The 25,634-nt window shown below is 62.0% G+C and carries 21 protein-coding genes; 19 read left to right on the plus strand and 2 right to left on the minus strand.

From position 1 onward, the window contains the following. Positions 1–194: 194 nt before the first annotated feature. Genes B5T_RS01265 through B5T_RS01290 form a run of 6 tightly spaced genes read left to right on the plus strand, consistent with a single transcriptional unit; the run spans position 195 to position 6,806 of the window. Positions 195–1,454 (plus strand): porin, encoded by a 1,260-nt coding sequence (locus tag B5T_RS01265; protein WP_014992624.1) that lies wholly within the window; start codon positions 195–197, stop codon positions 1,452–1,454. A 9-nt stretch (positions 1,455–1,463) separates the two neighbouring features. Continuing rightward, complete coding sequence (locus B5T_RS01270; protein ID WP_014992625.1) at positions 1,464–2,441, plus strand: tripartite tricarboxylate transporter substrate binding protein; 978 nt, start codon at positions 1,464–1,466, stop codon at positions 2,439–2,441. Between the two features lie 10 nt (positions 2,442–2,451). Continuing rightward, positions 2,452–2,916 carry a tripartite tricarboxylate transporter TctB family protein gene (locus B5T_RS01275; RefSeq protein ID WP_014992626.1) on the plus strand — a complete coding sequence of 155 codons (465 nt, stop codon included), beginning with the start codon at positions 2,452–2,454 and terminating at the stop codon, positions 2,914–2,916. A gap of 4 nt (positions 2,917–2,920) precedes the next feature. Continuing rightward, positions 2,921–4,450 carry a tripartite tricarboxylate transporter permease gene (locus tag B5T_RS01280; RefSeq protein ID WP_014992627.1) on the plus strand — a complete coding sequence of 510 codons (1,530 nt, stop codon included), beginning with the start codon at positions 2,921–2,923 and terminating at the stop codon, positions 4,448–4,450. Between the two features lie 23 nt (positions 4,451–4,473). Beyond that, on the plus strand, positions 4,474–6,096 hold the full coding sequence (locus tag B5T_RS01285) for an ATP-binding protein (protein WP_041716651.1): 1,623 nt from the start codon (positions 4,474–4,476) through the stop codon (positions 6,094–6,096). Then, the gene (locus tag B5T_RS01290; protein WP_014992629.1) at positions 6,093–6,806 is read left to right on the plus strand and encodes a response regulator; all 714 of its coding nucleotides are present in this window, start codon (positions 6,093–6,095) and stop codon (positions 6,804–6,806) included. The genes B5T_RS01285 and B5T_RS01290 overlap by 4 nt, the downstream gene beginning before the upstream one ends. 91 nt (positions 6,807–6,897) lie before the next feature. Here B5T_RS01290 and B5T_RS01295 read toward each other — a convergent pair whose 3' ends face one another. Further along, positions 6,898–8,430 carry an NHL repeat protein gene (locus B5T_RS01295; RefSeq protein WP_014992630.1) on the minus strand — a complete coding sequence of 511 codons (1,533 nt, stop codon included), beginning with the start codon at positions 8,428–8,430 and terminating at the stop codon, positions 6,898–6,900. A 242-nt stretch (positions 8,431–8,672) separates the two neighbouring features. Here B5T_RS01295 and tkt point away from each other — a divergent pair, with 242 nt between their 5' ends. The 8 genes from tkt (at position 8,673) to B5T_RS01335 (ending at position 17,301) form a co-directional block, all read left to right on the plus strand. Then, positions 8,673–10,679 carry a transketolase gene (gene tkt / locus B5T_RS01300; RefSeq protein WP_014992631.1) on the plus strand — a complete coding sequence of 669 codons (2,007 nt, stop codon included), beginning with the start codon at positions 8,673–8,675 and terminating at the stop codon, positions 10,677–10,679. Between the two features lie 37 nt (positions 10,680–10,716). Then, on the plus strand, positions 10,717–11,733 hold the full coding sequence (locus tag B5T_RS01305) for a type I glyceraldehyde-3-phosphate dehydrogenase (RefSeq protein ID WP_014992632.1): 1,017 nt from the start codon (positions 10,717–10,719) through the stop codon (positions 11,731–11,733). Between the two features lie 73 nt (positions 11,734–11,806). Then, positions 11,807–12,970 carry a phosphoglycerate kinase gene (locus B5T_RS01310; RefSeq protein ID WP_014992633.1) on the plus strand — a complete coding sequence of 388 codons (1,164 nt, stop codon included), beginning with the start codon at positions 11,807–11,809 and terminating at the stop codon, positions 12,968–12,970. 140 nt (positions 12,971–13,110) lie between these two features. Next, positions 13,111–14,175 (plus strand): class II fructose-bisphosphate aldolase, encoded by a 1,065-nt coding sequence (fba, locus tag B5T_RS01315; protein ID WP_014992634.1) that lies wholly within the window; start codon positions 13,111–13,113, stop codon positions 14,173–14,175. Positions 14,176–14,550: 375 nt separating this feature from the next. Beyond that, on the plus strand, positions 14,551–15,177 hold the full coding sequence (locus B5T_RS01320) for a TetR/AcrR family transcriptional regulator (RefSeq protein ID WP_014992635.1): 627 nt from the start codon (positions 14,551–14,553) through the stop codon (positions 15,175–15,177). Positions 15,178–15,316: 139 nt separating this feature from the next. Beyond that, positions 15,317–15,769, plus strand: coding sequence for a hypothetical protein (locus B5T_RS01325; protein WP_041716656.1), 453 nt, complete (start codon positions 15,317–15,319; stop codon positions 15,767–15,769). Positions 15,770–15,938: 169 nt separating this feature from the next. Further along, a complete protein-coding gene (locus B5T_RS01330) occupies positions 15,939–16,922 on the plus strand; it encodes an alpha/beta hydrolase (protein ID WP_014992637.1) in 984 nt (327 codons plus the stop codon). A gap of 103 nt (positions 16,923–17,025) precedes the next feature. Continuing rightward, a complete protein-coding gene (locus tag B5T_RS01335; RefSeq protein ID WP_014992638.1) occupies positions 17,026–17,301 on the plus strand; it encodes a hypothetical protein in 276 nt (91 codons plus the stop codon). Positions 17,302–17,347: 46 nt separating this feature from the next. On the opposite strand, the gene B5T_RS01340 is transcribed toward B5T_RS01335, so the two are convergent. Then, positions 17,348–17,782: a hypothetical protein gene (locus B5T_RS01340; protein ID WP_041716659.1), complete on the minus strand. Its 435-nt coding sequence runs from the start codon at positions 17,780–17,782 to the stop codon at positions 17,348–17,350. A 305-nt stretch (positions 17,783–18,087) separates the two neighbouring features. Between B5T_RS01340 and rpiA the strand changes: the two genes are divergently transcribed. From rpiA to B5T_RS01365, 5 genes are all read left to right on the plus strand, one after another. After that, positions 18,088–18,741: a ribose-5-phosphate isomerase RpiA gene (gene rpiA, locus B5T_RS01345; RefSeq protein ID WP_014992640.1), complete on the plus strand. Its 654-nt coding sequence runs from the start codon at positions 18,088–18,090 to the stop codon at positions 18,739–18,741. Between the two features lie 304 nt (positions 18,742–19,045). Beyond that, positions 19,046–20,026 carry a TAXI family TRAP transporter solute-binding subunit gene (locus B5T_RS01350; RefSeq protein WP_014992641.1) on the plus strand — a complete coding sequence of 327 codons (981 nt, stop codon included), beginning with the start codon at positions 19,046–19,048 and terminating at the stop codon, positions 20,024–20,026. An 18-nt stretch (positions 20,027–20,044) separates the two neighbouring features. Beyond that, a complete protein-coding gene (locus B5T_RS01355) occupies positions 20,045–22,225 on the plus strand; it encodes a TRAP transporter permease (protein WP_014992642.1) in 2,181 nt (726 codons plus the stop codon). Positions 22,226–22,314: 89 nt separating this feature from the next. Then, a complete protein-coding gene (locus B5T_RS01360; protein WP_041716660.1) occupies positions 22,315–24,135 on the plus strand; it encodes a sensor histidine kinase in 1,821 nt (606 codons plus the stop codon). Further along, the gene (locus tag B5T_RS01365) at positions 24,132–25,484 is read left to right on the plus strand and encodes a sigma-54-dependent transcriptional regulator (protein WP_014992644.1); all 1,353 of its coding nucleotides are present in this window, start codon (positions 24,132–24,134) and stop codon (positions 25,482–25,484) included. The genes B5T_RS01360 and B5T_RS01365 overlap by 4 nt, the downstream gene beginning before the upstream one ends. The last annotated feature ends 150 nt before the right edge of the window (positions 25,485–25,634 follow it).

Below are 25,634 nucleotides of genomic sequence, written 5' to 3' on the forward strand. Positions count from 1 at the left end.
TGGCCAATATGAACAAAACGCCCAAAACGCAAAGAACGCCCATTATCGCCATTACATTTCACACCTTTTCGGTGGGGGGTAGCGTGCCGGTTGTAGAGAAACGCGTGTTTCTCCGTTCAAAGCCGGGTGGCGCCTCCGTCGCCCGGGTGGCCGGTGCGCTACGGCGCGCATAAACAAAAGAAAAGGAATGCTCGATGATGCGAAGCTCCATGACCGTGGTGCTGGTGTTTGTTGGCCTCTGGCTGACCGCCGGAGCCCGTGCCGACGATGAACTGTCCCGCCTCAAGCAGCAGATCGAGGAACTGAATCAAAAGGTCGATGCGCTCAATCAGCGCGAAACCGCGCCCGCGCCCTGGGACGGCCTTGAAATCGGCGGCGCCCTGCAACTCGACTACAACCATTTCGACGGCGCCTACAACGCAACCCATGAGGGGCGTACCGGCTCTGATTTGTTCCCTCGTCGGGTGCGCGCCTATATCGGCTCCGAACACGGTGACTGGGATTACAAACTGCTGATGGACTTTTCCGACGACGCCGAGATCGTCATGGCGCGTCTGCGCTACAGCGGTTTCGAGCGTGGCCCGGTGGTCCAACTGGGGAAACTGCGCGAGGACATTTCGCTGGAAGCGTTGTCCAGCAGCGCCCACCTGGTGATGATCGAGCGGTCCAGTCTGGCCAACACCGTTTCGCCCTATTTTCGCTGGGGCGCGTCGGCGTATCAGTTTTTCCCTTCCAGCGGCCTGCGCTATGCCTTCGGCGTGTATAAGAATGACGCCTTCGGTGACAGCGGTAAGGACGACAGCGAACGCCTCAACTACGCCACCAGTGGCCGGCTCACCTGGGCCCCCAAGCGTGAGCAGGGCGAGGTGTTGCATCTGGGCCTCTGGGCCTCCTACCGGGATATGTCCGGCGATGAATTGAGCGCGTCCTGGGCCCGTGGCGAGGTTCGCGAGACGCCCGTCAGACTGGTGGATTACGCCGCCGGTGGCGCGCCAGTGGCGGTGGACCACCTGACCCAGCAGGGGCTGGAACTGGCGGCCCAATGGCACAGTCTGCTGTTTCAGGCGGAGTACGCTCGCCGTGAACTGAGCACCGAGGATAGTGCTTCCGACCTGGACGGCCGCGATTTCGACGGCTATTCCGCCTCCCTCAGTTACTTCCTGACGGGGGAAGCCCGCACTTATAAGGCCAGCCAGGGTGTGTTCCGGCAGCCGGACGGTGTGCGCAATGCCTGGGAAGTGGCGGCGCGCACCTCGCGGGTGGACGCCAGCAGCGCCAACCAGGGCACCGACGTCACCAGCCACACCCTGGGCCTGTCCTACTACTACGACACCAATCTGAAATTCATGCTCAACCTGATCCGCTCCCGGGTCAGCGGTCCCGGCGCGCCCGCGCTGGTGGGTAATGAGCGTGATGCCAATGCCGTGGTGTTGCGGACGCAATACCAATTCTAGGAGCTTGCCATGAGTTTGCCTGCTCGCGCCGGCTGCCGGCGTCTGTGTCGCGGTCTGCTGGTCCTGCTGATGGTGCTCGGGGCCGCGACGGTCCGGGCGGATCTCCATTTCCTGGTGCCCGGCGGTCCCGGCGGCGGCTGGGATACCACCGCCCGGGCCGCCGGCGAGGCGTTGATCAAGTCCGGCCTGGAGAGCAATGCCTCGTTCCAGAACATGTCCGGTGGCGGGGGCGGCCGCGCTATTGCCTACATGATCAAGATGGGCACCAAGCAGGGCGACATGGTGATGATCAATTCCACCCCCATCGTTTTGCGAGCGCTGTCCGGGCAGATTCCCAACAGCTTTCGCGATCTCAAGCCGGTGGCCAATCTGATCGCCGACTACGGTGCCTTCGTGGTGACCGCCAACTCGCCTTATCAGAGTTGGAAGGAAGTGATGGAGGCTTACCGCCGCGATCCCCGCCTGGTCAAAGTGGCCGGCGGTTCCGCCCGCGGCAGCATGGATCACCTGGTGGCGGCGCAGGCGTTCCAGGCCTCCGGTGGTGACGGCCGCAAGCTGGCATACATTCCTTATGATGCGGGTGGCCAGGCCAAAGCCGGGTTGTTGTCCGGAGAAGTACAACTGCTGTCCACCGGTTTCAGTGAAGCGCTGGAGCTGATGCGCTCCAGTGATGCCCGTATTCTCGCCATCACCGCGCCGGAGACCATTGCCGACTACCCGGAGATTCCGACCCTGAAATCGCTGGGTTATCCGATGAGTTTCGTCAACTGGCGGGGTCTGTTCGCCGCCCCGGATACCCCGGACGAAAAAGTGGCGGCGTACTCCGAAGTATTCCGCAAACTGCTCGAGACCCCTGAGTGGGAAGCGGTACGCAAGCGCAACGGCTGGCTCAACAACTACGAGACGCCGGAGCGATTCCTCGAATCCCTGGAGCAGCAGGAAGAACAGATGGCGCGAGTGATGCGTGATCTGGGCTTCATTCGCTGAAGGAGGGGCTATGTCCGTCAGCAAAGACCGTATCGGTGCCTTTCTGTTTCTGGTGTTCTCCTGTGCCTATGGCATTTACGCCTGGCAAATTCCGTTGCTGCCCACCGAACTGGGCATTTCGGTCAGCGCGTCGACCTTGCCGAAAATCTATGCCGTGGTCGGTGTCGTAGTAAGCCTGCTGGCGCTGGCCGGATCCTTCCTGCAACAAGCGACACGGCCGCAAGGCAGCTCCGGTGCGCTGGCGCTGGGGCGCACGGCGCTGCTGCTGGTGTTGATGGTGCTCTACGCCCTGATGCTGGATCCGTTCGGCTTCCTGCTGGCCACCGAAGTGTTCCTGCTGGCCGGCTATCTGCTGATGGGCGAATACCGTCCGAAGGTGCTGTTCTGGGCCTCGGTGCCGGTGGTGGTGGTGTTCTGGTTGATCATGACCCGCGTGCTGGGGATTTACCTGGCGCCGGGCACGCTGTGGAGCTGAGACCATGATAGAAGGCATGTTGACCGGTTTGTCCGCGGCGTTGAGCTGGCAGGGCATCCTCTACGTAATGATGGGGTGCCTGGTGGGCACTTTCATTGGCATGTTGCCGGGACTGGGGCCGATCACCGCCATCGCCCTGATGATTCCGGTGACCTACAGCATCGACCCTTCCTACGGCATGATCCTCATGGCCGGGGTGTATTACGGTGCGATTTTTGGCGGCTCCACCTCGTCGATTCTGATCAATGCGCCGGGGGTGGCCGGTACCGTGGCGACCTCCTTCGACGGCTATCCTTTGGCGCGCAAGGGGCAGGCCGGCAAGGCGTTGGCGTTGGCCGCCTACGCCTCGTTCTCCGGCGGTACCCTGGCGGCGGTATTCCTGATGGTGGCGGCGCCGCTGCTGGCCAAGGTGTCGTTGAGTTTCTGGTCGGCGGATTATTTCGCGCTGATGGTCATGGGGCTCACCGCCATCGCCGCGTTCTCCAATCGGGGCCAGTTCCTCAAGGCGGTGATGATGACCCTGCTTGGTATCATGCTCGCCACGGTTGGCATTGACCCCTCCTCCGGCGCCGAGCGGTTCACCTTCGGCTCCAGCGATCTGCTCGATGGCATCAGCTTCCTGCTGGTGGCGATGTCGATCTTTGCCTTGTCCGAAGCGCTCTCCGGCGTACTGCGCCCGGATCAAAAAAAGGACGTGGCGGCGCCGTCCTCGAAGATGGGTGATCTGCGCTTGAGCCGGGAAGAAATCAAGGACGTGGCGCCGGTGATCGGCCGTTCCTCCATTCTTGGTTTTCTGATTGGCATTTTGCCCGGCGCCGGCGCCACCATTGCCAGCTTCCTGGCCTACGCCACCGAGCGGAATCTGGCCCGGGGCGAGAAGAAGAAACAGTTTGGCCAGGGTTCCCTGCGCGGCTTGGCGGCGCCGGAAACCGCCAACAACGCCGCCTGTACCGGCTCCTTCGTGCCGCTGCTGACCCTGGGTATTCCCGGTTCCGGCACCACCGCGGTGATGCTTGGCGCTTTGATTGCCTACGGACTGCAACCCGGTCCGTTGTTGATGCACGATAACCCGGACGTGTTCTGGGCGGTGATCATGTCCATGTACGTGGGCAACGTGGTGCTGCTGTTCCTCAATCTGCCGATGATCCCGTACATCGCCAAAACACTGGCGCTGCCGAAGCCGTTGCTGACCGTGCTGATTCTGTTCTTCAGCCTGATCGGTGTGTATCTGGTGTCGTTCAATACCTTCGACCTGTATCTGATGGTGGGCTTCGCGGTGTTGTCGCTGATATTGCGGCAGTTGAATTTCCCCATGGCACCGTTGATTCTGGGCTTTATTCTCGGCGGCATGCTGGAGAGTAATTTCCGCCGGGCGATGATGATCGCCGACGGTTCCATCGCGTTCCTGTGGGAGCGGCCGTTGACCCTGTGCATCACACTGGTGTCCCTGGCGCTGCTGCTGGTGCCGCTGATGGACTTCCTGCGCGGACTGAAACGGCCGGCGCCGGAAGCGGAGCTGTCCGACAACCTGTAAACCCTTACTGGCCGGGAGGAACCATGCGTCGCAGGCGTATTCAACGGTTGGAAACCCGGCTGGTCCTGTGGGTGCTGGCGTTCAGTCTGCTGCAGGTGGTGCTGTTCGCCGCTCTGGGGCAGTACCTGCTGGAGCGGGGCGTGCGGGAGGAGGCCGGCCGCAAGGCGCTGGATATGGCGCAAGTGGTGGCGGAATTGCCGCAGGTGCGCCAGGCACTGGCGGCCGGTGTCGGTTCCCCGGCCGGTGACGCGCTGGCGCCGTTCATCAGCCATCTCTGGCGGCAGACCGACGCGGATTTTATCGTGGTGGGCGATACCCGGCTGCGGCGGCTGGCGCACCCGCAGCCCGACCGCCTGGGCAAGACCATGCAGGGCGGTGACAGTCAGGAAGTGCTGACCGGGAACGCCATTATTTCCGAAGCTCAGGGCTCCCTGGGTTTTTCCGTACGCGGCAAGGCCCCGGTGCTGGACGCCGGCGGTAATGTCATCGGTCTGGTGTCGGTGGGCTTTCTCAACCGTTCGGTGGAGTCCATCGTCGCCGGCCGCTATCTGCAGTGGCTGCCGGTGGTGCTGGCGGTGTTCCTGGTCGGGATTTTGTCTTCGCTCTGGATCGCCCGTCGTGTGCGCGCCGCTTTGTTCGGCTGGCAGCCCCATGAAATCGCCCGGGTATTCGCCGAGCAGAGCGCCATGCTGGATACGGTGCGCTCGGGCATTGTTGCTCTGGATCTGGACGGCTGGGTGCAGCGCAGCAATCGCCGGGCGCGGGAATTGCTGGGGGTGACCACGTCGCAGGAAAGCGCATTGCACTTGCGGGATCTGTTTCCCGATCAGGCCGGTTTTCTGTTGCGGGATGTGGAGCAGGTGCTGGATGGCGTGGAGCTGTACGCCGCTGGCCAGGAGTTGGTGCTGTTTCGGCGGCCGTTGCGGGTGGGTGGCACGGTGCGTGGCGTGTTTCTGAGTTTTCGTCCTCAGGACGAGGTGGCCCACGTCAGCCGGCAACTGGCCCAGGTGGAAGCGTTCGCCGAACTGCTGCGGGTGCAGACCCATGACTATTCCAACAAGCTCAATACCCTGGGCGCGTTGATCCAGATGGGCGCCTACGACAAGGCGGTGGAGTTGATCGGTCTGGAAAGTCAGGGGCATCAGGCCATGGTCAACCGGCTGCTGGACAGCACCGGGGAGCCGCTGCTGGCGGGATTGCTGCTGGGTAAATACCACAAGGCCAAGGAACAGGGCGTTGCCTTCGAGGTGGCGGAAGAGAGCGTGCTCGACGCGGCGGCCCCCAAGGCCCTGCTGGAGCGGCTGGTGTCGATTCTGGGCAACCTGATCGACAACGCCATCGAGGCGGCGCGCGTCGGGTCACGCCAGCCGGCGCGGGTTCGGGTGACGTTCGACGATCTTGGTGACCATCTGATCTTCGATGTGGAAGACAGTGGAGAAGGGTTGCACCGAGAGCGGCTGGAGGCGCTGTTCCGGCCGGACTATTCTTCCAAGAGCGGGCGTCAACACGGTGTCGGCTTGTATCTGGTGAAGACCTACGTGAGTGCCCTGCAGGGTACCCTGGAAGTGGCCCAGGCCGATCTTGGCGGCGCCCGGTTCACGGTGTATCTGCCCCGCCGGCCAACGGACGAGGACAACCGGTCATGACCTATTCAGTGGTGATCGTCGAGGATGAAAGCGAGGTGGCCCGTTTGCTGGCGGAATACCTGCAACGGGACGATCAGTTCCGGGTCACCGCGGTGGTCGGCGATCTGGCCGGCGGGCGCGCCTTGCTGGAGCGTTATCAGCCCGATCTGCTGCTGCTCGACGTCTATCTGCCCGATGGCAGCGGCCTGGACCTGCTGGCGGAGTTGCGCGCCGCCGGCCACGGCTGTGAAGTAATGATGGTGACCGCCGCTTCCGAAGTGGCCTCCCTGGAACGGGCCTTGCAGCTGGGGGCTTTTGACTTCCTGGTGAAACCGGTGCTGCTGCAGCGGCTGGACCGGGCCTTGAACACCTTCATGCAACGCCAGCGGCGCTTGCGCCAGTCGCCGGCGGTCACTCAGTCCATGGCCGATGCACTGTTTTCCCGAGACGCGGAGGGCGAACCGGCGGCCCCGGCGAAGGGCGGGCAGGCGCGCCTGCCCAAGGGGATCGATGCGCTTACCTTGTCCCGGGTGCGGGCGGTGCTGGCCAAGGTTCCCCGGGACTTCCTCAATGCCCAGGAGGTGGGCAAACGTGCCGGCGTCAGCCGTTCCACCGCCCGCCGTTACCTGGAATACCTGCTTCAGCGCCACGAACTGGAAGCCGATCAGACCTATGGCAGCATCGGTCGCCCGGAGCGCCGTTACCGGCCTCTGTCCCGTCAGGATGGATAGTCGTCCCATCGCCACAGGCTTCGCTGCTAAAGCAGCTTCCCACAAAGGGGTTATGAAACCGCGGTGGGAAGCTGGCTTGCCAGCGAATAGCCTATAGCGACTGGAATATCAGCACGCGATGGTTTCCGGCCTCGGGAACCATCAGCTTGTCCCGGTAAAAGTAGACGCCCGTGGGAAAGTTCAGCACCCGTGCCGAGGCGGCGCCGTCATCCTCACCGTTCTGGTCGTCGTCGTTTGATTGATTGTGAGTGAGATCGCTCTGGCCCAGCACGATATCGGCTTGCTGGAAGTTATTGGTGGGGAAGCTGTTCCAGATCAGTACGCGATGATTGCGGCTGTCGGTGACCGCCAGTTGCTCGCCGTTGGAATCGATGCCGTAGGGGGTGTCCAGATTTTCCGCGGACCCGGTGACCGAGGTGAAATCCGCCTGGCCCAGCACGATATCAGCAGGTTGGAAGTGGCTGGTGGGGAAGGTATTCCAGATCAGCACCCGGTTATTATCGTTGTCCGCCAGTGCGAGACGATGGCCGTCCGTCCAGAGGCCGGTGGGGAAATCGAGCGCACGGGCGGAATGGACGACGCTGCCGTCCTGGCTGCCCTCATCTGGGGCGCAACGGGTAAAGTCGGGCTGACCCAGTACCAGATCCGCGGGCTGGCCGTGGGTGGTGGGCAGGGCGTTCCAGATCAGCACTCGATTGTGGGAGGAGTCGGCCACCACCAGTTTGCCGTCCGGGGTGAGCACGGCGGCTTCGGGATAGCGCAAGTGGGTGGCATCGCAAGCGGTGTCTTCGGAATCCAGACTGGTTTGCCCCACGACGACATCGGGTTCGGCCCCGCCGCTGGTGGGGACCGTGTTGTAAATCAGGACCCGGTTGCCGTCGCTGTCCGCCACCGCCATCTTGCCGCCCGCTATCGAAACCCCTTCCGGGCGGGGCAGCCCACCCGGCTCGTTGCTGGTGAAATCCGGCTGGCCCAGCACGAAATCGGCGGCGGCGGTGTTGACAGTGGGAAAGGTGTGGTAGCCCAGCACCCGGTAATTGTCGGTGTCACTGATGAACAGCGTGCCGGAAGAGCTTACCGCCGGATTGCCATACGGGGTGGCCAGGGAGTCGGCCGCTGGTTTGTCGTAGTCCGTCTCCGCCCCCGTCCCCTTGTTGGGGCCGGTGCCGGTGAAGTCTGCCTGGCCGATAACAGTGGCGGCGGGCTGGAACGTATTGAATTCCAATTTGACCAGCCAGGCCGCCGTTACGGTGGGCAGGGCATTGCCGGCCCGGTCCTTGGCGTCGATGCTCAGATCAACCCCGGAACCGCGCGGCCAGGTGCCGTCGCCGGGCGTCAGGGTCAGCGTTTTGCCGTCGTCGGACCAGGCCAAAGTGCTGCTCGCCTCCAGCGCGCCGCCCAATTGCAGGCTGTCGGTATCCATGGGTTCACTGAACGTCACCACGATGCGGGCTGTCTTATCCAGCACCGGGCCGGTCTGATCGAGTGAAGCCGTGGGCGGCGTGCCATCCCGGGAACCACTGCCCCCTCCGCCTCCCCCGCAAGCGGAAAGGGTGAGGGTCGCGGCCAGGCCCAATGCCGTCAGGCCGCGCGGTGTCATGCTGATGAAGTCCTTGTCGCTCATCGGTCTTCCTTGTGTGGTTTGGCGGATACACTCTTTTTAGGAGTATCACAAAACGGTGGAGGGGCACGAGGTTGGAACCCGTTTTTGAGAGGTTTGTTTTACAAAGGGCGGGCCGCCCCCAAGGGCGCTGAAAGAGGCGGGATTCCGGCGCCCGGGCCCCGCCGTCTCTTTATTTGCCCGCGACTCGTCCATGGGCGACAATAGCGCCCCTTTTTCAGCCACCAGTCAGTTTGGAGCCCTGCATGTCCAGTGCCCCCGCCAGCCGTGATCTCGCCAATGCCATCCGTGCGCTCAGCATGGATGCGGTCCAGCAAGCCAATTCCGGCCACCCCGGCGCACCCATGGGCATGGCGGACATCGCCGAAGTGCTCTGGCGCGGTTTTCTCAAGCACAACCCCGGCAACCCGAAGTGGCCGGACCGGGACCGCTTCGTGCTGTCCAACGGCCACGGTTCCATGCTGCTGTACAGCCTGCTGCACCTGACCGGCTACGGCGTCAGCCTGGAAGACATCAAGAACTTCCGGCAACTCGGCAGCCCCACCGCCGGGCACCCGGAATATGGCGACGCGCCGGGTATCGAGACCACCACCGGCCCGCTGGGGCAGGGCATCGCCAACGCCGTGGGCATGGCGCTGGCGGAGAAGGTGCTGGCGGCGCAGTTCAATCGCGAAGGCCACCAGATCGTCGATCACCATACCTACTGTTTCCTGGGTGATGGCTGCATGATGGAGGGGATTTCCCACGAAGTGGCGTCCCTGGCCGGGACCCTGGGGCTGGGTAAACTGATCGCCTTCTATGATGACAACGGCATTTCCATCGATGGCGAGGTGGAAGGCTGGTTCACCGACGATACGGTGGAACGCTTCCGCGCCTACGGCTGGCAGGTGATCCCCAATGTGGACGGCCATGATCCGGAAGAGATCCGCATGGCGGTGGAAACCGCGCGCAAGAACAGCGAACAGCCTACCCTGATCTGCTGCAAGACCATCATCGGCTTCGGCAGCCCCAACAAGCAGGGCAAGGAAGAATCCCACGGCGCCGCGCTGGGCGAGGACGAAATCGCCCTGACTCGTGAAGCCCTGGGATGGCAGCACGGTCCGTTCGAGATTCCCGAAGATATTCGCCAGGCCTGGGATGCTTGCGACACCGGTGCCGGGCAGGAGGCCGAATGGCAGGCCCGGTTCGACGCCTACCGGGCGGAATTCCCGGAGCTGGCGGTGGAGTACCAGCGCCGTATGGACGGCAAGCTGCCCACCGGCTTCGATCAGGCCGCCCAGGCCTTCATCAAGGCGTGTCAGGAAAAGGGCGAAAAAGTGGCCAGCCGCAAGGCCAGCCAGAATGCCCTGGACGCCTACGGTCCGCTGCTGCCGGAACTGCTTGGCGGCTCCGCCGATCTGGCCGGTTCCAACAACACGCTGTGGAAAGGCTGCAAGGCGGTGAATGCTGCTGACGCCAGCGGTAACTATGTGCATTACGGGGTGCGCGAGTTCGGGATGACCGCGATCATGAACGGCGTTTGCCTGCACGGTGGCCTGCGCCCCTACGGCGGTACCTTCCTGGTGTTCATGGAATACGCCCGCAACGCCGTGCGCATGGCGGCGCTGATGCACCAGCCCAATATTCTGGTCTACACCCATGACTCCATCGGTCTGGGCGAGGACGGCCCCACCCACCAGCCCATCGAACAGCTGGCCAACCTGCGCATGACGCCGAACATGAGCACCTGGCGCCCGTGCGACACGGTGGAAACCGCGGTGGCCTGGAAACACGCTCTGCAGCGTCAGGACGGCCCCACCGCGCTGATCTGTTCCCGCCAGGGGCTGCCCTGCATGCCCCGGGACGAGAACGTTCTGGTCCAGGTGGAAAAGGGCGGCTATACCCTGCTGCAAACCGGTGAAGGCACCCCGGACGCACTGATCATCGCCACCGGCTCGGAAGTGGAACTGGCGGTGAAGGCCGCTGAATCGCTGGGGGCCGCCGGCCGCAATGTGCGCGTGGTATCCATGCCCAGCGTCGATGCCTTCCTGTCGCAAAGCGCGGATTACCAGGAAAGCGTGCTGCCGGCGGCGGTCAGAGCACGGGTGGCGGTGGAAGCGGCGATCAGCGATTACTGGTATCGCTTTGTCGGTCTGGACGGCAAGGTGGTAGGCATGACCGGGTTCGGCGCTTCCGCCCCCGCCGGAGACCTGTACAAGCATTTCGGCATCACCGCCGAGGCGGTGACAGAGGCCGTGGAGAGCCTGCTTTGAGAAGAGAGAGTCCGACGTTCGGCGTCCGACCATTATTATGAAAGTCGCCATCAACGGATACGGTCGTATCGGGCGCTCTTTCGTCAGGGCCCTGGCGGAGCGCTGGGAGCGGGGTTGGCAGGCGCCGTTCACGCTGACGGCGATCAACGACCTCGGCGAGGCGGAGGATCTGCTGTACCTGACCCGCTACGACACCACCCACGGCCGTTTGCCGCAGGAAGCCAGCCTGCGGGACGGCCGTTTGCATCTGGCGGAGCAGACGCCCCTGTTGCTTAACGAGCCGCAACCGGCGCGTCTGCCCTGGCGGGAACTGGGCGTGGATCTGGTGTTGGAATGCTCCGGGCATTTCCGCGCTTACCGGGATGCCGCGGTGCATCTGGAGGCCGGTGCCGGGCGGGTGATCCTCGGCGCGGTGCCGTTTGATCGCGCCGATCAGGTGGTGGTGTACGGTGTCAATCAGGAGCAGGTGGGCGGCAATGACCGCGTCCTTTCCGCGGCCTCCTGCACCACTCACTGCATCGCGCCGTTGCTGCGGGCGCTGCATGCGGATTTCGGGGTGCGTCAGGCGCTGATGCAGGAAACCCACGCCTATACCTCCGATCAGACCCTGCTGGATCACGTGCACCGGGATCCCCGCCGTGGCCGGGCCGGCGCGCAGAACATCGTGCCCACCACCAGCAGCGCCATCGGCGCGGTGCAGCAGGTGTTGCCGGAATTAGCCGGGCGTATCAGCGGTCACAGTATTCGTGTGCCGACGCTCAACGTGGCCATGGTGGAACTGACTCTGTCCCTGGAACGTCCCCCGGGCAGCGACGATCTGGACCCGTGGTTGCGCCGTCTGGCGGCGGACAGCAACGGGCTGCTGGGCTACAACGACCAGCCGCTGGTCAGCGCCGATTTCAACCACCGCCCGGAGTCCGCCATCATCGACGGCTCCCTGAGCCGGGTGCAGGGCGAGCTGGTGCAATTGGTGGCCTGGTACGACAACGAGTGGGGCTATGCCAACCGGCTGCTCGACTGGGTAAGTGAGTTGTCCAGGGCGTCGAACGTCTGACGCCCGACGGAATCTTCGAACCGACAAGTTTTCATCATCCCGGATGGATGGTTTTAGACGAGGTAGCAAGACCATGAACTTCAAACGCATGACCGACCTGGACCTGAAGGGCAAGCGGGTATTGATCCGTGAAGACCTGAACGTGCCGGTCAAAGAGGGCAAGGTCACCAGTGATGCACGCATCCGTGCTTCCCTGCCGACCATTGAGCACGCGCTGAAGGCCGGTGCCCGGGTGATGCTGATGTCCCACCTGGGCCGCCCCAGTGAAGGGGAGTACGAAGAGCAGTTTTCCCTGAAACCGGTGGCCGAGCACCTGGGAACCCTGCTGGGCCGGGACGTGCCGCTGGTGAAGGACTGGCTCGACGGTGTCGAGGTGGCCGAGGGCGAGGTCGTGCTGTGCGAGAACGTGCGTTTCAATAAAGGCGAAAAGAAGGACGACGAGGCGTTGTCACAGAAGATGGCGGCGCTGTGTGATATCTATGTGATGGATGCCTTCGGCACCGCTCACCGTGCCCAGGCGTCCACCCACGGGGTCGGCAAGTTCGCCCCGGTGGCCTGCGCCGGCCCGCTGCTGGCCAATGAGCTGGATGCGCTGGCCAAGGCGCTGGACAACCCGGCCAAGCCGCTGGTGGCGATCGTTGGCGGTTCCAAGGTGTCCACCAAACTGGAAGTGCTGGAAGCGCTGGCCGACAAAGTGGATCAGCTGATCGTCGGCGGCGGCATCGCCAACACCTTCCTGGCGGCGGAAGGGCTGCCGGTGGGCAAATCCCTGCATGAGCCGGATTTGCTCGACGCGGCGCGCAAAATCGCCACCAAGGTGCACATTCCGCTGCCGGTGGATGTGGTGGTGGCCACGGAATTTTCCGCCGACGCGGAAGCGGTGACCAAGAAGGTGGAAGAGGTGAGCGAGGATGACATGATCCTCGACGTGGGCCCGCAAACCGCCCACGTCTTCGCCGCGCTGATGAAGGAAGCCCGCACCATCATCTGGAACGGCCCGGTGGGCGTGTTCGAGTTCGACCAGTTCGGTGAGGGCACCCAGGAAATGGCCGAGGCCATCGCCGACAGCGAAGCGTTCTCCATCGCCGGCGGCGGTGACACCCTGGCCGCGGTGGACAAGTATGAAATCGCCGACCGCATCAGCTACATTTCCACCGGCGGCGGTGCCTTCCTGGAGTTCGTGGAAGGCAAGACCTTGCCCGCGGTGGCCATGCTCGAGGCCCGGGCCAGGGACTGAGACGCTGGCACGCAACACGCCAGCACGCGCCCACGCCAAAGCGTGCCAGCGTGAAGCGTGTTGCCTGTAAGCGAAACAAGGTTACGGACGAAGTAATAGTGGTGTCGGTCACCACCAACGGATAATCAAGGGGTAAAACCATGGCACTGATCAGCATGCGCCAATTGCTGGACCACGCCGCCGAGCACGGCTACGGCGTTCCGGCGTTCAACGTGAACAACCTGGAACAGATGCGCGCCATCATGGAAGCGGCGGATAAAACCAATTCGCCGGTGATCGTGCAGGCCAGCGCCGGTGCCCGCAAGTACGCCGGTGCCCCGTTCCTGCGCCACCTGATTCTGGCGGCGGTGGAAGAATTCCCCCATATCCCGGTGGTCATGCACCAGGATCATGGCACCAGCCCCGCCGTGTGCCAGCGCTCCATTCAACTGGGCTTTTCCTCGGTGATGATGGACGGCTCCCTGGGTGAGGACGGCAAAACCCCCACCGACTACGAGTACAACGTGCGGGTGACCCGTCAGGCGGTGGATATGGCCCACGCCTGCGGCGTCTCGGTGGAAGGGGAGCTGGGCTGTCTGGGCTCCCTGGAAACCGGCCAGGCCGGCGAGGAAGACGGTATCGGCGCGGAAGGCACCCTGAGCCATGAGCAGATGCTCACCGACCCGGAAGAGGCAGCGGACTTCGTCAAGGCCACCCATGTGGACGCCCTGGCCATCGCCATCGGTACCAGCCACGGCGCCTACAAGTTCACCCGTCCGCCCACCGGCGACATTCTGGCCATCGAGCAGATCAAGGCGATCCATGCCCGTATCCCGGATACCCACTTGGTCATGCACGGCTCTTCTTCCGTGCCGCAGGACTGGCTCGCCATCATCAATGAGTTCGGTGGCGAGATCCCGGAAACCTATGGCGTGCCGGTGGAAGAGATTCAGGAAGGCATCAAATACGGGGTGCGCAAGGTCAACATCGATACCGACCTGCGTCTGGCGTCCACCGGCGCCATCCGCCGGTTCCTGGCCACCAACAAGGCCGAGTTTGACCCACGCAAGTACCTGAAGGAATCCGTGACCGCCATGCGCGATATCTGTATCGCCCGGTACGAAGCGTTCGGTACCGCCGGTAACGCCGACAAGATCAAGCCGGTAAACCTGGAAGTGATGTTCCAGCGTTACGAAGACGGCGAACTGGACCCGCGCGTTAAGTAAAGATCGGGCTTGGCCGTCCAACGCTGACACGCAACACGCAAACACGCCTTTAACCGCCCTGTCATCCCGGGCCTGACCCGGGATCTCCCTCTGGAGGGCATCGGGCTTTGTAGAGGGAGATGCCGGATCACGTCCGGCATGACGTTTTTCACAAGAGGGCTTTGGGTTTGGCGTGCCAGCGTGTTGCTTGCCAGCGAATTCGTGCCGTGACGCCTGCCTTTTCTTCCCCCATCTCCTTCCTCCTCCCGTCCTCTTGCCTGAAAGTGCCGTTCACTTGGCGGATACTCCAGTCGGCGCTATGATGGTTACTTGGTGTTACACATAACAATAGTCGTAACTCATCTAAGCGACGCGAGAATTTCAGGGAGAGCCTCCATGGCGATCGACAATTGTGAAAACCTGCCCGGACAACGCGGGCCCGCCGACCACGAGCGGCGTACACAGATTCTGCAGGTGGCGGATGAACTGTTCCGAGTGCACGGTTACCGCAAGACCTCGGTGACCGACATTGCCAAGGCGATTGGAGTGTCCAGCGCTTATCTGTACCGCTTTTTCGATTCCAAACAGGCGATCGGTGAGTCGGTTTGCGCCCTGGCGTTGTCGACCATGGGCGAGGCCATCCGCGCCGTCTCCGAGCGCGACGCCTCCGCCACTCAGCGCCTGCGCGACATGCTGCACACCTTGCTTTCCGAGGGGATGCGGCTGTTTCTCAAGGAGCGGTGCATACACGATATTGTTGTTGTCTCCATTGAGAATCAGTGGGCGGTCACCGAAGAACACAATAATGAGATCTACGAGGCGATCGAGAAAATCGTCTCGGACGGCCGTGAAAGCGGGGAATTCGAGCGTAAGACGCCATTGGATGAGGTTTGCATGGCGATCCGCGTCACCGCCGCCGCCTACGCTCACCCGGTGCTGCTCAGCCGGCTGGGGAACACCGAGGAGATGGAGACCAAGCTGGCGGCGGTTACCAACCTGATCCTTCGGAGTCTGGCACCCTGAAAATAATCGAAAGTTACAAGTTGACAATAACGTAACCTGTAACTATACTGGCTCCATCAGCGTGGGAGACCAGCAAGCACTCGCGAAATCGCCCTGACCTCCCGCGACATTCCCTGAATGTGAACGTGAGGAAAGGATGATGAAAAACGTAGCCCGTTTGTCCGTTGCCGCCCTGGTCGTTGCTGGTCTGGCTGCCGCACCGCTGGCCCAGGCCAACAGTTTCGAAGATCAGGTTCGTGCCGATTATCTGAGCGCCCGTGAGCAGATCGACTCCCCGGCGCTGGTTGACGGCCAGGTACAAAGAGCCGCCAGCGATCGCCTGCAAGCCGAGCAGCGTGGTCAGTCCCAGGGTGAAGGTCGTGATTTCCTGAGCGTCCGTGAAAATATCGACTCCCAGGACTACATCGCTTACCGCTCCCAGGAAGCTCAGCACAACCTGGCGGTCGCCAAGGAACGTGCTCCCCTGGCCAGCCAGACTCCGGTGGATCACCTGGGTCACCGCCTGAACCTGGACTCTCCGGAGAATCTGCAACGCGTCATCTCCGAAGTGCAGGCCCAGCAAGCATTGCGAGCTCAGCAGGCACAGCTGTAAGAGACTCGCCAGCAAACCTGCAAGCTTGTAGTACTTCGCCCGGCTTCCCTGGCCGGGCCCATCAAAGCGCCCTTGACCGGGCGCTTTGTGGTTCGGGCGATGGCATGCCGGGCACGGAGTGCCTATCATTGACGGTTGTCATACACCGCCTGAATCGAGTTTCCCGCCTATGTCGATACCGTTTTCCCGCGACGCCATCACCCGCAGTTGGCATCCTCTGAATTGGGAACGGTTCGCCCCTCTCGATGACCCCAGCCTGGATTACGTCAGCTACTACGGCATTGATTTCGCCGCCCGGCTGCCGCGGCTGGAGCACGGTTTCGGCTATTTCGATGCCGCCGGCCATACTCTCGGTATCCATGTGTGGCGTCCCCCGTCGCCGAAGGGCACGGTGTTCGTATGTCATGGTTATTTTGATCATGTCGGTCTCTACGGTCATGTCATTGGGCATCTGTTGGAAAAAGGCTTCGCCGTGGTCGCCTACGATCTTCCCGGGCACGGCCTCAGTTCCGGCCCGCCGGCGGATATCGATGACTTCAAGGTGTATCGGGAAGTGTTGGAGCAGTGTCTGAGCCTGGCCCGGGCGCATTTGCCCAAACCCTGGCACGTGGTGGCGCAGAGCACCGGCGGGGCCATCGTCATGGATTTCCTCCTGCACCACCGGTTCGATGCGGACGAGGCACCGTTCGACCAGGTGATCCTGCTGGCGCCCCTGGTGCGCCCATTCAAGTGGGGCACCGCTCGCTGGCTGCATACCCTGATTCGCCCCTTTGCCCGCTCGATAAAGCGGGTTTTCACCATCAATTCCGGGGATCCGGACTTCCTCGATTTCCTGGAAAACCGGGATCCCCTGCAGCCGCGGCGGCTGCCGGCCAGTTGGGTGACCGCGCTGAAGCGCTGGTTGCCCGGATTTGAACGGGCGACCCCGGTGCCGTTGTCGCCGGTGGTGATTCAAGGTGATCAGGACGAGACGGTGGACTGGCGCTACAACCTGGATATTATCCGCCGCAAGTTCCGGGAGCCCCGCATTCATATCCTGGAGGGCGCGCGTCATCAGTTGGCCAATGAGCAGGCGGACTACCGGGAGCGCATCTTTCGTATCATCGACGATTGTCTGAATGTGCCGGAGCGCGCGGCCGGGCCGCGGGCCTGAAGGCGTGGGATTTTACCTTGTGTTACTTGCCTGCCACGGCGTGAAATCTGGGACAATAGTGCTACTCGGACACAGTGCCCGGGCGTGAGCAGGAGGTAAGGCCATGAAGTTCAAACCAGTATGGATGGCCGCGGGTGTGATGCTGGTGACGATGGCAACGCCGGCGTTGGCTCAACTGGATAATCGAGCGGATCCCGCCACTCAGGCGGAGCAGCGGCGGCAGGATGTGCAGAACCGCCTGGACAGTCAGCGCCGCGCCGCGGAAGAGCGACGGAAGGCCCAGCAGCAACGAGCCGATGAACGGATGGAGGCCGCCGAGCAGCGCCGCAAGGAGATGGAACAGGAAGCGCTGCGTCGTCGCGAGGCGCTGACGCGATAGCGGGAAAGCCCCGGGATGACCGGGGCTTTTCGTTTCAGGAAACGGCTTACTCTTTGGGTTTGATCGCGCCTTCCTTCATTTCCTGCAAGCGCTCCTTGATCTGGTCCGGGTTATCCAGGTTCTCCCGATCCTTGGCGTAGTCTGGGCTTTGCATGTCCTTACCCATTTCCTTGGCTTCCTGGCGGGCCTTGTCCCGGGTTGCCCGCCCTTCCTCAAGCCGCTCCTCGATATTCTTGTCGATCTTGCTGCGGTCCTCACCGTAGTTTCTGGCCTTGTCCGAAACGCCTTCGGCGGCACGTCGCTTGGACTCGGTTTCGGCTTCGATCGCCTTTTTATATTCCTTGGAGATGTTTTCCGGACTGTCCAGATTACGGCGTTCGGTGGAGTAATCCCGCCCGGACGTGTCGTCAGCCATCGCGAGCGGCGCCGCCACGACACCGAGAGTAGCGAAAATAAGGGGGATAAATGCTGACCGTTGCATGAGTCGTCTCCTTGTAGATCGATGGTTACTCCCTGAACATTCCGTGGAGTAGCGCTTTTTTGGATTCATTGTTTTAGTTCACCGCGGAGGCCGGCATGGGGCGGTCCGTACCGGCGACACAGTGATATGTTCAAGATGCGCGAACTGTACAAAAATTCAAGTCATACATTAGTAAAAAAGAACATCGCGGCTGGTGGAGCCGTGGCTGTGGGAAGCTGCCTTGGCAGCGAATTGCGTGACGTATTGGCGCAATATTCAGGGTAAACTGGGCGAACGTCGTGGAACTAATCGGTATGAGGTGGGAAATGGATCAGAATGCGTTGAAGCAGAAGGTGGCGGAGGCCGCCTTGCGTCATGTGCCCGAAGGCGAGGTCATCGGCGTGGGTACCGGCTCCACGGCAAACTATTTTATTGATGCCCTGGCGACCATGAAGGGCCGCCTGGCCGGCGCCGTGGCCAGCTCCGAAGCCACCGCCGAGCGGTTGCGTGGACACGGTATCGAGGTGTTGGAGCTGAACCAGGTGGGCAGTCTGCCGCTGTACGTGGACGGTGCCGACGAGGTCAACGATCACCGGGAGATGATCAAGGGCGGTGGTGGCGCCCTGACCCGCGAAAAAATCGTGGCGGCGGTGGCCGAGCGGTTTATCTGTATTGTCGACGGCTCCAAGCAGGTCAAACGCCTGGGCGGATTCCCGCTGCCGGTGGAAGTGATCCCCATGGCCCGTTCCTACGTGGCGCGCCGGCTTGTCGCGCTCGGCGGGCAGCCCCAATACCGGGAGGGTTTTGTCACCGATAATGGCAATCTGATTCTTGACGTGCGCAACCTGGATATTCTCAACCCCATCGAGCTGGAAGAGAAAATCAACAATATTACCGGGGTCGTCACCAACGGCCTGTTTGCCCGCCGTCCCGCCGATCTGGTGCTGGTGGGGCGCGGCGACGAGGTGATCACCATCTGATTGGCTTCAATCATGACCAAAGGGGGAGGGCATCCTTTCCCCCATCACGGATTCGCAACCGGGTATCTCTGAATTCGCGCGACGTCTCCGGTCAGGGGACGCCAGGGCTGCCAGGTGTCATTTCCCACTCACTGGCCCTGTGTCCGTGGGTGGGAATCCGCTCATTTTCCCCTTCTTCATTCCTGTAAGTTTTTATATTTCAACGGGTTACGGTTTTGGCCTGTGGATTGCTTTGAGTCTTTGATCGGCGTCTCGCCGGACTCTGAAATACCCACAACAATGACGGTCATTACTGGAGTACAACATGAACTCGTCTCTTCGCCATCTCTGTGTTGCCTTAACCGCTTCCCTTCTGATACCCGCTTCCGCCTTCGCTGGGGACCGGTCCGACTGGCCGGACAATTTTACCGTCGGCACCGCCAGTCAGGGTGGTACCTATTTCGCCTATGGCTCCGGCTGGGCGCACTTTGTCGCTGAGAATCTGGGGGTTTCCGGTGGCGCGGAAGTGACCGGCGGCCCGGTACAAAACATGGCCCTGGTGCACGCCGGTGAACTGGGATTCGGGCTGGTCACGCTGGGGCCCGCCCGCGAGGCCATCGCGGGTGAGAGCCCGCTGGCGCCCGGGGTGAAGATGGACAACGTCTGCGCCATGTTCCCGATGTACCAGACCCCGTTCTCGATCACGGTGCTGGCGGATTCCGGCATCAAGTCCATTTCGGACATCCCCGATGGCGCCCGCATTGGCTTCGGGCCCGCCGGTTCGACCTCCGACAGTTACTTTCCGCGGATGATGGAAACCCTGGGGGTGAAATTCAAACGCCGTAATGGCAGTTGGTCCGATCTTGGCGGCCAGCTCCAGGATGGCCTGATCGATGTGGTGGCCTTTGCCGCTGGCATCCCCATCCCCGCGGTCAGCCAGTTGGAGGTGCAGTCTTCGATCAACATTCTTGAGTTCAACCCGGACGAGTTGAAAAAGGTGGTCGATGCCTTCCCGGTGGCCCCCTTCACCATCCCCCAGAGCACTTACCGCTCCCTGTCCGCGGATTCGCAGGCGGTGTCCATGTGGAACTTCGCCGCGACCAACTGCGATATGCCGGAAAGCTTCGTGTACGAAATCACCAAGCTGACCATGGAGAACAACGACAAGATGGTGTCCATCCACAAAGCCGCCCGTTCCACCGTGCCGGAGAATTACGACAAAAATACCGTGCTGCCCTGGCATCCGGGCGCGGCGCGCTGGTTCAACGAAAACGGCTACACCATTGACGCCAACATGATCAAATAACGCCGGCGAGGAGCTCCCATGACAACCACAAAGCACGACCGGCAACCGCTGGCGTCAGCGCCGGCCAATGACCATTTGCTTGTCCACGGTGTGGATGAGGAACCGGTGGAGGCGAATCGCCGCCTCTTTCAGCGCGGATTACTGCTGGCGGTGACTGTTCTCACCATCGCGTATTCAGCGTTCCACCTGTACACCCTGAACATTTCTCCCCTGGAGACCTGGTCCTTCCGCATCGTGCACGTCTGCGGCGCATTGGTGCTGGGGTACCTTCTGTTCTCAGGCTCCGGCTTTGCTGAAGAGGGGAGCACGGGGCCGCGCTGGACCTCGGCCGCGTCCGCCCTGCTCCTGGTGCCGGCGATGTACGCGCTGGTCCAGACCGGGCGCATGTACCTGATGGTGCGTGAAGGGGCCATGCGCCTGCCGGTGGATCTTGAAACCTGGCACTTTGGCTGGCCGCTGCTGGTGGCCACCGGGCTGGGTATCGTGGTGAGCTGGTTTCACAAACGCGGCCGGTCGGTATTCAGTTGGCCGGACCTGGTTCTGGCAATCAGTGCGATCACGGTGGCCAGCTACTTCCTGGTGGTTTACAACACGCCGATGCGGATGACCACGGGCACCTCCTTCGCCCCGGTGGGCATTTCTTTCGCCGCCTTTGCCGGCAGCGTACTGATCATGGAGATGACCCGGCGCCTGGCGGGGCTGGCCCTGGTGATCATCACCGTGATTTTCCTGGGCTATGTGTTCGCCGGTCCGTATCTGCCCGGCTTTCTGAGTTACCCGGGCCTTTCCGTCCAGCGCTTCTTCAGCCAGGTCTATACCGACGCCGGCGTGTTGGGGCCGACCACGGCGGTGTCGTCCACTTACATCATCCTGTTCATTATCTTCGCGGCTTTCCTGCAAGCTTCGAAAGTGGGGGATTACTTCGTCAATTTCGCCTTCGCGGCGGCGGGGCGCTCCCGGGGTGGTCCCGCCAAGGTCTCCATTTTTGCTTCCGGTTTGATGGGTATGATCAACGGCACCAGTGCCGGCAATGTGGTGTCCACCGGTTCACTGACCATTCCGCTGATGAAGAAGGTGGGCTACCGCAAGCAGACCGCGGGAGCGATAGAGGCGGCGGCGTCCACCGGTGGTCAGATCATGCCGCCGATCATGGGTGCCGGCGCCTTCATCATGGCGGAGATCACCGGTATCCCGTACACCGAGATCGCTATTGCCGCCGTTATTCCTGCGATCCTGTACTTCGCCTCGGTTTACTTCATGGTGGATCTGGAGGCGGCCAAGACCGGCATGCGGGGAATGCGCGCGGATGAGCTGCCCTCCTTGAAGCGCCTGGCGCGCCAGTGCTACCTGTTCGCCCCGATTCTGATCCTGATCGTGGCTCTGTTCCTGGGCTATTCGGTGATCCGTGCGGGCACTCTGGCCATGGTCTCCGCGGTGGTGGTGAGCTGGCTGTCGCCCAACAAGATGGGGATTCGTTCCATCCTCAAGGCGCTGGGGTTGTCGGGTATTATGTCGGTACAGATCATCGTGGTTTGTGCCTGCGCCGGGATAATCGTGGGTGTCATCTCGCTGACGGGGGTTGGCGCGCGCTTCTCCTCCATGTTGTTGGGCGTGGCGGAAACCAGCCAGTTGCTGGCGCTGATCTTCGCCATGGGCATCTCGGTGCTCCTGGGAATGGGCATGCCCACCACCGCGGCCTACGCCGTGGCCGCTTCGGTGGTCGCGCCGGGCTTGGTCCAGTTGGGGATTGATCCGCTTACCGCCCACTTCTTTGTGTTCTACTTTGCGGTGGTGTCGGCCATTACCCCGCCGGTGGCACTGGCGTCTTACGCGGCGGCGGGCATTTCCGGCGCCAACGCCATGGAGACCTCGGTGGCGTCCTTCCGTATCGGTCTGGCGGCGTTCATTGTGCCGTTCATGTTCTTCTACAACGGCGCTTTATTGATGGAAGCGGGGGTGCTGGAGATCGCCCGCGCCCTGGTCACCGCGACCATCGGGGTGTATCTGCTGTCCTGTGCGGTGCAAGGTTGGTTCCTGCGCCAGCACGCGATGGGGATGGTGCGGTTGATGCTGCTGGCCTCGGCGATGATGATGATTGCTGGAGGCCTGATAACCGATATCGGCGGCATCGCCCTGGCCCTGGCGGCGTTTTTCCTGCAGAAAAGACTGGCCGGCGCGCCCATGGCGACGCAACCCTGATGGGCGGGGCCACCCGTGACTTTTGTCGCGCGTGGCCCCTGGAATGGCCGCTACCAATAACCCGGTTTGATCGGTGAATGTGATATGCGATGACGGCTAGAGTCTGGGGAGTTGTGCTGTTTCTGGTCACCGCCTTGTTTTCCTGGCAACTGGGGGCGTGGTCCGGCTATCGGCTGTTGGAGCGGGAAAGCCTCAAAGAGTCGTTTCGTTACAGTCAGCTGGTTGATCGCGAACTCAAGCGCTATCGCCCGATTCCGGAGCTGATGGCTGAACATCCGTTATTGCGGGCGGCCCTGGAAGAACCCGCCGACCCGGAATTGGTGCTGCGCGCTAATAATCAGATGAAACGCATGGCCACCATCATCGGCAGTTCCGATGTCTACCTTATGGACCATCGCGGCCTCACCATTGCCGCCAGCAACCACGATCGGCAGGACAGTTTCATCGGCCGGAATTTCGATTTCCGGCCATATTTCAATGATGCGATTCGCACTGGTGCGGCGGCTTTGTATTTTGCCCTCGGCTCCACCTCCGATGTGCGCGGTCTTTACTTCGCCTTTCCCATTCAGGCGGATACCGGCGGGGTTCTGGGCGTCGTTGCCGCCAAGGTTCAGGTCACCGAGCTGGAGTCCCAGTGGCAGCGTCCGGCCTCTTTCACTGACGCCGAAATGGTGGTGCTGGATGGGGATGGCTTCAGTTTCCTGGCGAGCCGCCGGCAATGGCTCTACCGGGATTTCATGGCCGATGGCGAGGGGCCGTCCGAAAGCATCTCCCGAGCGCGGCTACGTTACCCACGCCGCGCGCTGACCCCCATGGATATCGAATATCTGGGCCGGCCTTTAGGGGTATCACCTCGATCCAGGTTGGTCCGTATCCGGGATGAGGGGGCCTGGCGGGAATACCTCAGCGTGCAAACACCGCTGCCCGAGCTGGATTGGGACCTGGAAGTCATGCTCGGTACCCGCCAGGTTTTTTGGAGTCAGGTGCGGTTCCTGGTGATGGGGCTGGTGGTGTTTCTGGGAGCCATGCTGACCTGGCTTTATCTCAAGGAACGTTATCGCAGGGAGGCGGAATTGGCGCAGCGTGGCGTGCAGCTGGAACAGCGGGTGGCCGAACGCACGGCGGATCTGGAAGCCTCCAATCGCAAGCTGATCAACGAGGTTCATCAACGCGAGGAAGCCCAGAATGAACTGCGGGAGATTCAGCAGGAATTGATCCAGGCCGCCAAGCTGGCGGTGCTGGGCCAGATGTCCGCCGGTCTCAACCATGAAATGAGCCAACCGCTGACGGCAATACAATCCTATGCCAGGAACAGCCAGCGCTTTCTTGAGCGCGGCGATAACGCGACGGTGGACGCGAACCTGGCGGAGATTGTCACCCTGTGTGGCAAGATGGCGGAGTTGACCCGCCAATTCAAAGTGTTTGCCCGCAAATCCGAGGGGCGTCCCGCCAGCGTCGATTTACGCCAACCGGTGGACGCGGCATTGAAAATCATCCATGCCCAGGACAGTGGTGAAGGGGTTGGCGTGGACTGGCAAAGGCCCGCGCATCCGGTCATGTGCCATGGTGATCTGATTCGCATCGAACAGGTGATGGTCAATCTGCTGACCAACGCCCTGCATGCCCTGGAAGGTACGGAGCAGCCGATGATCCAGATAGATATCCAGGACAATGGCGGTACCTGGCAATGTCGGGTCAGGGATAATGGCCCTGGATTGCCAGGTAATTCCGAACAGATTTTTGAGCCGTTCTTCACCACCAAATCAATGAAACAGGGGCTGGGTTTGGGGCTCTCGATATCACGACAGATCATGGATGCGCTGGGTGGACGGCTCACCGGACAGAACCGGGAGGACGGACCGGGTGCGGAATTCATCCTGACATTGCACAAACGAGAGGCAGCGGAATGAGCAAGGCCGCGGTGATTTTTATCGATGACGATCCGGATATCCGGCAAGTCATGGCCCAGACCCTGACGCTGGAGGACATGACGGTGGAATGCTTCGCCGACGGCAAGTCCGGCCTTGCCGCCGTGAATGCGGAATTCGAGGGCGTGGTCCTGTGCGATTACAACATGCCGGATATGGATGGCCTGGCGGTACTGGAGGGCGTGCGTCGCCTGGATGACGTTATCCCTGTCATCATCCTGACCGGACAAGGAGACATCAGTACGGCGGTGAACGCCATGCAGCACGGAGCCTACGACTTTATCGAGAAGCCGTTCGATCATGACGAACTGATCGAGCTGCTGCGCCACGCCCAGGAGAAGCGCCAGCTGGCTTTGGAAAACCGTCGCCTGAAGGCGCAGGTGCGCCATCTGGCCAGACCGGGGCCGCGGCTGCTCGGCGAGTCGCCCGCCATGCGCCGGGTCCTTGACACCATCGAACCCCTGCTGGGCACTTCCGCCAACATCATGTTGCGGGGAGAGACCGGCGCCGGTAAGGACGCCATCGCCCGCCACATCCATGAGAACAGTCCTCGCGGCTCCCAGAAGTTCGTCGCGATCAACTGCGGTGCGGTGCCGGAGAGCCTGATAGAGAGTGAGTTGTTTGGCCATGAGGCCGGTGCGTTCACGGGGGCGGAAAACCCCCGTATTGGCAAGTTCGAGTATGCCCACCAGGGCACGTTGTTTCTCGACGAAGTGGAAAGCATGCCAATGCCGCTGCAAATCAAACTGCTGCGAGTGTTGGAAGAGCGCAAGGTGGAACGGCTGGGCAGTAACACGCCCATCGATGTGGATGTGCGTGTGATCGCCGCCACCAAGGGCGACCTGAAGAAGTTGAGCGAGGAAGGGGGATTCCGTGCCGACCTGTACTATCGGTTGAATGTGGTCGAGGTGGATATTCCGCCGCTGCGGGAACGCAAGGAGGATGTTCCGGTGCTGTTTCATCACTTCGCCTTGGTGGCTGCCGCCCGCCACGACCGCGAGAGCATTCCGCTTACCGCCGCCGAGACGGCCAAGTTGATGCAATACGACTGGCCAGGCAATGTCCGGGAGCTGCGCAACCTGGCGGAGCGCTATGTGTTATTGGGGCCGGCGGCGCTGGCCGGGAACGAGACGGCCCTGTTGCCGGAAATGTCTGGCCGGCAGAGCCTGTCGGAGATGATGGACGCTTTCGAGTGCTCGGTCATCACCAGTGCCCTCAACGCATGCCGGGGCAGTATCAAGGACACCATGGAACTGCTTGGCGTGGCGCGTAAGACGCTATATGACAAAATGAAGAAACACGGCCTGGACAAAGCCGAGTTCAAGGAATAATACCCCACTCCCTGTCCCCTTTTTGAAACAGAGCGACACGGTCTGTTACAGCGGCTAACCATCCGCCATCCCTGAGTACGGTTTTCCACCTTTTTTCATACGCCAATGTCTGTGCACATTTGTTTTACTGCCTGGACTACACAACAACAA

Origin of the sequence: Alloalcanivorax dieselolei B5, from assembly GCF_000300005.1 — a bacterium.
Classification (GTDB): Bacteria; Pseudomonadota; Gammaproteobacteria; order Pseudomonadales; family Alcanivoracaceae; genus Alloalcanivorax; species Alloalcanivorax dieselolei.

What these genes read in the sequence shown, in the direction of transcription:
- B5T_RS01275 (WP_014992626.1), top strand. Translation starts at nt 2,452, where the DNA reads ATGTCCGTCAGCAAAGACCGTATCGGTGCCTTTCTGTTTCTGGTGTTC.
- B5T_RS01350 (WP_014992641.1), top strand. Translation starts at nt 19,046, where the DNA reads ATGAACTCGTCTCTTCGCCATCTCTGTGTTGCCTTAACCGCTTCCCTT.
- B5T_RS01265 (WP_014992624.1), top strand. Translation starts at nt 195, where the DNA reads ATGATGCGAAGCTCCATGACCGTGGTGCTGGTGTTTGTTGGCCTCTGG.
- B5T_RS01310 (WP_014992633.1), top strand. Translation starts at nt 11,807, where the DNA reads ATGAACTTCAAACGCATGACCGACCTGGACCTGAAGGGCAAGCGGGTA.
- B5T_RS01320 (WP_014992635.1), top strand. Translation starts at nt 14,551, where the DNA reads ATGGCGATCGACAATTGTGAAAACCTGCCCGGACAACGCGGGCCCGCC.
- B5T_RS01360 (WP_041716660.1), top strand. Translation starts at nt 22,315, where the DNA reads ATGACGGCTAGAGTCTGGGGAGTTGTGCTGTTTCTGGTCACCGCCTTG.
- B5T_RS01325 (WP_041716656.1), top strand. Translation starts at nt 15,317, where the DNA reads ATGAAAAACGTAGCCCGTTTGTCCGTTGCCGCCCTGGTCGTTGCTGGT.
- B5T_RS01330 (WP_014992637.1), top strand. Translation starts at nt 15,939, where the DNA reads ATGTCGATACCGTTTTCCCGCGACGCCATCACCCGCAGTTGGCATCCT.
- fba (WP_014992634.1), top strand. Translation starts at nt 13,111, where the DNA reads ATGGCACTGATCAGCATGCGCCAATTGCTGGACCACGCCGCCGAGCAC.
- B5T_RS01290 (WP_014992629.1), top strand. Translation starts at nt 6,093, where the DNA reads ATGACCTATTCAGTGGTGATCGTCGAGGATGAAAGCGAGGTGGCCCGT.
- B5T_RS01285 (WP_041716651.1), top strand. Translation starts at nt 4,474, where the DNA reads ATGCGTCGCAGGCGTATTCAACGGTTGGAAACCCGGCTGGTCCTGTGG.
- B5T_RS01355 (WP_014992642.1), top strand. Translation starts at nt 20,045, where the DNA reads ATGACAACCACAAAGCACGACCGGCAACCGCTGGCGTCAGCGCCGGCC.
- B5T_RS01305 (WP_014992632.1), top strand. Translation starts at nt 10,717, where the DNA reads ATGAAAGTCGCCATCAACGGATACGGTCGTATCGGGCGCTCTTTCGTC.
- B5T_RS01295 (WP_014992630.1), bottom strand. Translation starts at nt 8,430, where the DNA reads ATGAGCGACAAGGACTTCATCAGCATGACACCGCGCGGCCTGACGGCA.
- B5T_RS01270 (WP_014992625.1), top strand. Translation starts at nt 1,464, where the DNA reads ATGAGTTTGCCTGCTCGCGCCGGCTGCCGGCGTCTGTGTCGCGGTCTG.
- B5T_RS01280 (WP_014992627.1), top strand. Translation starts at nt 2,921, where the DNA reads ATGATAGAAGGCATGTTGACCGGTTTGTCCGCGGCGTTGAGCTGGCAG.
- B5T_RS01335 (WP_014992638.1), top strand. Translation starts at nt 17,026, where the DNA reads ATGAAGTTCAAACCAGTATGGATGGCCGCGGGTGTGATGCTGGTGACG.
- B5T_RS01365 (WP_014992644.1), top strand. Translation starts at nt 24,132, where the DNA reads ATGAGCAAGGCCGCGGTGATTTTTATCGATGACGATCCGGATATCCGG.
- tkt (WP_014992631.1), top strand. Translation starts at nt 8,673, where the DNA reads ATGTCCAGTGCCCCCGCCAGCCGTGATCTCGCCAATGCCATCCGTGCG.
- B5T_RS01340 (WP_041716659.1), bottom strand. Translation starts at nt 17,782, where the DNA reads ATGCAACGGTCAGCATTTATCCCCCTTATTTTCGCTACTCTCGGTGTC.
- rpiA (WP_014992640.1), top strand. Translation starts at nt 18,088, where the DNA reads ATGGATCAGAATGCGTTGAAGCAGAAGGTGGCGGAGGCCGCCTTGCGT.